Source organism: Micromonospora sp. AMSO12t, assembly GCF_008806585.1.
GTDB classification, from domain to species: Bacteria; Actinomycetota; Actinomycetes; order Mycobacteriales; family Micromonosporaceae; genus Micromonospora; species Micromonospora reichwaldensis.
In genome coordinates, this window is record NZ_WAAS01000304.1 from 1 (window position 1) to 7096 (window position 7096).

Sequence of the window (7096 nt, forward strand, 5' to 3'; positions counted from 1 at the left end):
GCCTCGGCGGCGCGGCCGGCGTCACCCCCGCCTCCGCCGCCCGCGCCGCCGAGGCAACGTCGGGCGACGGCGCCGCCGGCCGGGCCGCCACCCGGCCAGCAGGCCCCCCGGGGGTACGCCCCGACGCCCGCCCGCAAGCGTCGCCGCTGGCCGTGGTACCTGCTGCTCATGCTGGCCTGCTGCTGCGGCTGCCCGGCCTACTACGGGGTGCCGATGGCGTCGCAGTACCCGGCCGAGGCCAGCCTGCCGGCCGAGGTGGCCGACCTGCGGCTGCGCGACGACAACACCAGCAAGGCGACCGCCAAGCAGTTGGAGGCGGACGTGCGCAAGGCGCACTGGCTGGCCGAGAAGACCTTCGCCGGCGTCTACGCCACGCCCGCCGGCAAGCGGGTGACGGTCTTCGGCGGCACCGGCTTCCGGTTCACCCCGGAGTCCGACGCGGAGGACGAGATCACCCGGCTCACCGGGCAGTACTCCCTCGGCGAGGCCCAGGTGGTCGACACCGGCGTACGCGGCCGGCACCAGCGTTGCGCGGTGGGGCGCGCCGACGGCCAGGACGTGGTGGTGTGCACCTCGGTCGACCACGGCAGCATCGCCACCGCGGTCTTCACCCGGCTCTCCCTCGACGACAGCGCCACCCTGCTCGGCACCCTGCGGGAGCAGATGGTCACGACCAGCCAGAAGTAGCGGCTCCACCGGCTCGACGCCGTCGAGCGGGCCCGGCGGCCCGGTCGACAGGTCGCTGCGGTCCCACGTCCGCGACGGGGCAGCGGCGCGGCTCCGGCCGCCCCGCGCCCGGGCTCAGGCCGGGGCGTCGCCCGGGGTGGCGGAGTGCCCGCGCGGCGGGGCGTAGCGGGGCACGTACTCCTGGCCGGTGAGCTTCTGGATCTCGGCCATGACCTCGTCGGTCATCTCGCGCAGCGACGTGCGGTCGTCCGACCGGCCGGTGAAGTCGAGCGGCTTGCCGAACCGGATGGTGATCTTGGCGCGGCCGGGACGGGGCACCCGGGTGCCGATGGGCTGGGCCTTGTCGGTGCCGGTCATACCGACCGGGATGACCGGCACACCGGCCGCCACGGCCAGCCGGACCGCCCCGGTGCGCCCCCGGTAGAGCCGGCCGTCCGGCGACCGGGTCCCCTCCGGATAGACCGCGACCAGGTCGCCAGCCCTGAGCACCGGGATGGCGGCGTCGAATGCGGACAGCGCCGCCCGACCGCCGGCCCGCTCGACCGGGATGGCGCCCAGGCCGGTGAGCACGTGCTTGGAGAGGGCGCCCTTCGGGCCGGTGCCCTTGAAGTACTCCGACTTGGCCCAGAACGCCAGGTGCCGGGGGACCACGGTGCCGAGGAACAGCTCGTCGGCGACCGAGAGGTGGTTGCCAGCGAAGATCGCACCCCCCGCGTCCGGAATGTGCTCCAACCCCTCCACGGTCGGACGGAAGGCCAGCCGGAGCGCGGGCGCCACGGTGAGCTTGCCGATGGTGTAGAGCAGGGGCACTGGTCCTCCGGCGGAGTGTGTGCGAACAGGCGGTGTCACCGTAACCGACGGGTCCACGCGTCGTCGCCCGGGTGGCGGGTCGACCGCCTGGTGAGCGGGCCTGTCGGGGCCGGTGGGGGCGGTCCGGCGACACTCCGCCGGACCGCCCCCGTCTCACCGACTCATACCCTGCGGACGGCCACGGTCACCCGCTCGCCCTCGCCGACCTCCCCGGTGAAGCCGTCCACCCCGTCGGCGAAGTCGACGGAGTCGGCCAGCACCTCGCGGGCCACGAAGTCGGTGTACGCGGCCACCGCCGCACGCACCTCCTCGCCGGCCGACAACGCCACCACGATCCGGTCCGAGACGTCCAGGTCGGCGTCGCGGCGGGCCTGCTGCACCACCCGGACGACGTCCCGGGCCAGCCCCTCGGCGGCCAGCTCGGGGGTGACCTCGGTGTCCAGCACGACCACGCCCTCGCCGCCGGGCAGCGGCGCGGAGTGCTCGGCGTCGGCGGCGACCAGGCGCAGCTCGTACTCGCCCTCGGCGAGGGTGACGCCCGCGGCGACCGGGGCGCCGTCGACCAGCTCCCACTCCCCCGCCTTGACCGCCCTGATGACCTGCTGCACCTGCTTGCCGACGCGGGGGCCGAGCGCGCGCGGCACCACGGTCAGCACCTGCTGGCAGTACGCCGACACCTCGTCGGTGAACTCCACCGCCTTCACGTTGACCTCGTCGGCGACCAGGTCGCCGAAGGGCCGCAGCTGCGCCGCGACGGGCGAGGCCACGGTCAGCGTCGACAGCGGCAGGCGCACCCGCAGGCCCTTGGCCTTGCGCAGCGACAGCGCCGCCGAGCAGACCTCCCGGGTGGCGTCCATCGCGGCGACCAGCTCGTGGTCGGCCGGGAACTCCCCGGCGGACGGCCAGTCGGTCAGGTGCACCGACCGCTCGCCGGTGAGGCCGCGCCAGATCTCCTCGGCGGTCAGCGGCGCCAGCGGCGCCACCACCCGGCACAGCGTCTCCAGCACCGTCCACAGGGTGTCGAACGCGTCGGCGTCGCCGGACCAGAACCGGTCCCGGGAGCGCCGCACGTACCAGTTGGTCAGCGCGTCCAGGTAGGACCGCACGGTGACGCAGGCGCCCGAGATGTCGTACGCGTCCATCTGCTCCTGGACCGTCGACACCAGCTCGTTCGTCTTCGCCAGCACGTACCGGTCGAGCAGGTGGGTGCTTGTCGTGTTCCGCTTCGCGGTGTACCCGTCGGCGTTGGCGTAGAGCGAGAAGAAGTACCAGACGTTCCACAGCGGCAGCAGCACCTGCCGGACGGCGTCGCGGATGCCCGGCTCGGTCACGGCCATGTCGCCGCCGCGCAGCACCGGCGAGGACATCAGCATCCAGCGCATCGCGTCCGAGCCGTACGAGTCGAACACGTGGTAGACGTCCGGGTAGTTGCGCAGGCTCTTGGACATCTTGCGCCCGTCGGAGCCGAGCAGGATGCCGTGGCTGAGGCAGTTGCGGAACGCCGGCCGGTCGAACAGCGCGGTGGCCAGCACGTGCATGGTGTAGAACCAGCCGCGGGTCTGCCCGATGTACTCGACGATGAAGTCGCCCGGGTAGTGGTGCTCGAACCAGTCGCGGTTCTCGAACGGGTAGTGCACCTGGGCGAACGGCATCGAGCCGGACTCGAACCAGCAGTCCAGCACCTCCGGCACCCGGCGCATCATCGACTTCCCCGTCGGGTCGTCCGGGTTGGGGCGGACCAGGTCGTCCACCGCCGGCCGGTGCAGGTCGCTCAGGCGTACGCCGAAGTCCCGCTCGATCTCCTCAAGCGAGCCGTAGACGTCGAGCCGGGGATAGTTCGGGTCGTCGGACTTCCACGCCGGGATCGGCGAGCCCCAGAACCGGTTCCGGCTGATCGACCAGTCGCGGGCGTTGGCCAGCCACTTGCCGAACGAGCCGTCCTTGATGTGCCCCGGCGTCCAGTTGATCTGCTGGTTCAGCTCGACCATCCGGTCCTTGAACTTCGTCACCGCGACGAACCACGACGACACCGCCTTGTAGACCAGCGGGGTGTCGCAGCGCCAGCAGTGCGGGTACGAGTGGGTGTAGGTGTCCTGCTTGAGGACGACCCCCCGCTCCTTGAGCTCCCGGATCACCGGCTTGTTGACGTCGAATACCTGCTCGCCCTCGTACGGCGGCACCAGCGCGGTGAACCGGGTGTGGTCGTCGACCGTGACGATGGTGGGGATGCCGGCCGCGTTGCAGACGTTCTGGTCGTCCTCGCCGAAGGCCGGGGCCAGGTGGACGATCCCGGTGCCGTCCTCGGTGGTGACGAACTCCGCGCCGAGCACCTGGTAGGCGTTCGGGCCGGCCTGCTCGACGAGGAAGTCGAACAGCGGGGTGTAGCGGCGCCCGGCCAGGTCGCGGCCGGAGACGGTGCCGACCTGCTCGTAGCCCTCCAGCTCCTTGGCGTACGCGGCCAGCCGCGCCGCCCCGACCACGTACCGCTGGCCGTCGCGCTCCAGCACCGCGTACTCGATGTCGGGGCCGACGGCGAGCGCCAGGTTGGACGGCAGGGTCCACGGCGTGGTGGTCCAGACGCCGAGGCGCACCGGCCCGCGCACCAGCTCCGGCGCGCTCTCGTCGGGAGTCAGCGCGAACCAGACCGACAGCGTCGGGTCGTGCCGGTCCCGGTAGACGTCGTCCATCCGGGTCTCGGTGTTCGACAGCGGCGTCTCGCAGCGCCAGCAGTACGCCAGCACCCGGAAGCCCTCGTAGACCAGGCCCTTGTCGTGCAGGGTCTTGAAGGCCCACATGACGCTTTCCATGTAGTCCAGGTCGAGGGTCTTGTAGTCGTTGGCGAAGTCGACCCAGCGGGCCTGCCGGGTGACGTAGCGCTCCCAGTCGTGGGTGAACTCCAGCACCGAGGTGCGGCACGCCTCGTTGAACCGGGCCACGCCGAGGTCGAGGATCTCCGCCTTGCTGGTGATGCCGAGCTGCTTCTCGGCGACCACCTCGGCGGGCAGGCCGTGGCAGTCCCAGCCGAAGCGCCGCTCCACCCGCCGACCGCGCATCGTCTGGTAGCGCGGCACCACGTCCTTCACGTAACCGGTGAAGAGGTGGCCGTAGTGCGGCAGGCCGTTGGCGAACGGCGGGCCGTCGTAGAAGACGTACTCGTTGTCGGCGTCGCCCCCGACGCCGCCTCCGGCCGCGTCCGTGCTCTCCGGTCGCCGGCCGGAGGCCGGCCGGGCCTCGACGGAGGCCTCGAAGGTCTTGTCGGCCGTCCAGTGCTCCAGGACGCGGCGCTCGACCGCGGGCAGGTCCGGGCTCGCCGGGACGCCGGCGGCGGTCGGTTCGTGCAACGGATAGACCATCGGGGGTCGCTCTCCTCGCGCAGCTCACTGTCGTGTGGGTCTGCGAGGACGAGCCTTCTCGGGTACGCCTGACGGCGCCCCCGGGCAGGCCCGCGGTACCACCCCGCTTGGCGGCCAGGATCGACCGCCCGCTCGTTGGCCGGCTGTGACGGGCCGGACCCGTCCGGTTCTACTGGGCCGGGGTGAACCGGCTGTTCTTCCGGAGGCTCACCGGTGATGGCCGGGTCATCGCCTTACGACCGCCAAGGTTACCCGACCACCCCGAAAGATCGCCGCCGAGTAAACCCGCCCGGTGACCGGTTACCCAGGGTGACGAGCGGCGTGACCGGGCTCACGTCCGCCGGTGTCACGCCGCGCCTGCGCGCATCGTCGGATGGGTGTCGACACAGACCGGACCGAGGAGGACCGTCATGCAACGGATCAACGTGGCCGAGGTGGCACCGCAGGCGTACCAGGCCGTGCTGGGGCTGGAGAAGTACGTCCGGGCGAACGTCGGGCACACCGTGCTGGAGCTGGTGAAGCTGCGGGCGTCGATGCTGAACGGCTGTGCGTTCTGCGTCGACATGCACAGCCGGGACGCGCTGGCGTCGGGCGAGTCGGACCGGCGGCTCTTCGCCGTCGCCGCCTGGCGGGAGGCGCCCTTCTTCGACGAGCGGGAGCGGACCGCGCTGGCGCTCACCGACGCGGTGACCCGGCTCGGCGAGCACGGCGTGCCCGACGACGTCTGGGACGCGGCGGCGAAGGTGTGGTCCGAGAAGGAACTCGCCGACCTGCTGATGGCGATCGCCACCATCAACGTGTGGAACCGGATCGCCGTGACCTGCCGCACCGATCTGCCCACGGACGTGTGACGGTCCGCGACGCGACGCAGGCGCCGGTGCGCGCGACGCGCACCGGCCCCGCGGCGGCGGGTGCGTCAGACCAGCTCGGGGAACCAGAGCGCGATCTCGCGCTTCGCGCTGTCCGGCGAGTCGGAGGCGTGCACCAGGTTCTCACGGTTGGACAGGGAGAGGTCGCCGCGGATCGTGCCGGCCGCCGCCCGCCGCCCGTCGGTCGCGCCGACGAGCCCGCGCACCACGTCGATGACCTGGTCGCCGGCGAGCACCAGCGCCACCAGCGGGCCGCCGGTCATGAAGTCCTTCAGCGGCGGGTAGAACGGCTTGTCGACGTGCTCGGCGTAGTGCTCGTCGGCCAGCGCGGCGTCCATCGTCCGGGACACCATCGCGTCGATCCGCAGCCCCTTGCGCTCGAAGCGGGAGATCACCTCGCCGACCAGCCCGCGGCGGACCGCGTCGGGCTTGATCAGTACGAGGGTGCGCTCATCGGGGCTGCTGCTGGACACGCTGGGTTCCTCCTGTGCGCGGAAGACGGTCGGGCTGGGTACGGTCAGCCTAGCGACCCGGTCCCGGCACCGGCGCGGCGGCCGGTCCTTCCTCCGGCGGCCGATCCGGCCTAGCCTGGCCCTTGACCCTCGGGAGGTCCACTGTGGCGAATGGCGGGAACCGGCCCATCGCACCGGTACGCAAGCTGATCGCCGCGGTGCTGGGCACCGTGGCCACCTTCGTCGTCCTCTTCGGCCTGGGCATGACGAGCTGGGCGATCGTGGCACTCGGCGTCGCCCTGCTGGTGCTGGCCATCGCGCTGGCCACGGTGCGCGGGGGCGGTCGCACCTGGGTGATCGGCGAAGGGCACGTGCACAGCGCCTCCGAGCCGCCCACGCAGTACGCCTTCGGCCGCTGCGAACTCCAGCTGGTGATCGACGCCCCGGGGCTGCCGCCCCGGTCCAAGAAGATCATCGAGCCGCGGGTGCCGGTGGCGAAGTGGCCGTCGCTGGGCCAGACGCTGCCGATCCGGGTGGCCCTGGACGACCAGCGCCACGTCCGGGTGCTCTGGGACGACGTGCCCACCCACGCGGAGACCGCCGCCGCCGTCGCGGCCGACCTGCCGCCCGAGTACGCGGGCTCCGAGTCGCTGGACGACGTGCTGATCCAGCAGGAGGCCCCGCCGTGGGCGGACCGGGCGCCGGACGACGACTTCCGGGACGACTACCGCGACGACTTCCGGGACGACTTCCGGGCGCCGGTGGGCGATCCGCTGGGCGACCCCGTCGGTGATCCGCTGGGCGATCCGCTCGGTGGGGACCGGGTCGGGCGGCCCGAGGAGCGCGAGCCCGTCGTGATGCACCAGCGTCCGGGTGGGCCGGTCGTGCTGGAGGGCACGCTCGTCGAGCAGCCCACCACCGGCAC

Annotated in this window: 4 protein-coding genes and 2 pseudogenes; 3 read left to right on the plus strand and 3 right to left on the minus strand. The window is 72.5% G+C overall.

Annotated elements, in window-relative coordinates; genetic code table 11:
* Positions 1 to 687 (plus strand): annotated as a pseudogene (locus F6X68_RS28560) (hypothetical protein); the annotation flags it as partial.
* Between the two features lie 114 nt (positions 688 to 801).
* Here the strand turns inward: F6X68_RS28560 and F6X68_RS28565 are convergent.
* Both F6X68_RS28565 and ileS read right to left on the minus strand, forming a co-directional pair.
* On the minus strand, positions 802 to 1497 hold the full coding sequence (locus tag F6X68_RS28565) for a 1-acyl-sn-glycerol-3-phosphate acyltransferase (protein ID WP_151457160.1): 696 nt from the start codon (positions 1495 to 1497) through the stop codon (positions 802 to 804).
* Between the two features lie 161 nt (positions 1498 to 1658).
* On the minus strand, positions 1659 to 4850 hold the full coding sequence (gene ileS, locus F6X68_RS28570) for an isoleucine--tRNA ligase (protein ID WP_151457161.1): 3192 nt from the start codon (positions 4848 to 4850) through the stop codon (positions 1659 to 1661).
* A gap of 410 nt (positions 4851 to 5260) precedes the next feature.
* Here ileS and F6X68_RS28575 point away from each other — a divergent pair, with 410 nt between their 5' ends.
* A complete protein-coding gene (locus F6X68_RS28575) occupies positions 5261 to 5701 on the plus strand; it encodes a carboxymuconolactone decarboxylase family protein (RefSeq protein WP_151457162.1) in 441 nt (146 codons plus the stop codon).
* A gap of 65 nt (positions 5702 to 5766) precedes the next feature.
* On the opposite strand, the gene ndk is transcribed toward F6X68_RS28575, so the two are convergent.
* Positions 5767 to 6192, minus strand: a complete 426-nt coding sequence (gene ndk, locus F6X68_RS28580; RefSeq protein ID WP_151457163.1) for a nucleoside-diphosphate kinase — start codon at positions 6190 to 6192, stop codon at positions 5767 to 5769.
* Between the two features lie 143 nt (positions 6193 to 6335).
* On the opposite strand from ndk, the pseudogene F6X68_RS28585 reads away from it, so the two are divergent.
* Positions 6336 to 7096 (plus strand): annotated as a pseudogene (locus tag F6X68_RS28585) (glyoxalase/bleomycin resistance/dioxygenase family protein); the annotation flags it as partial.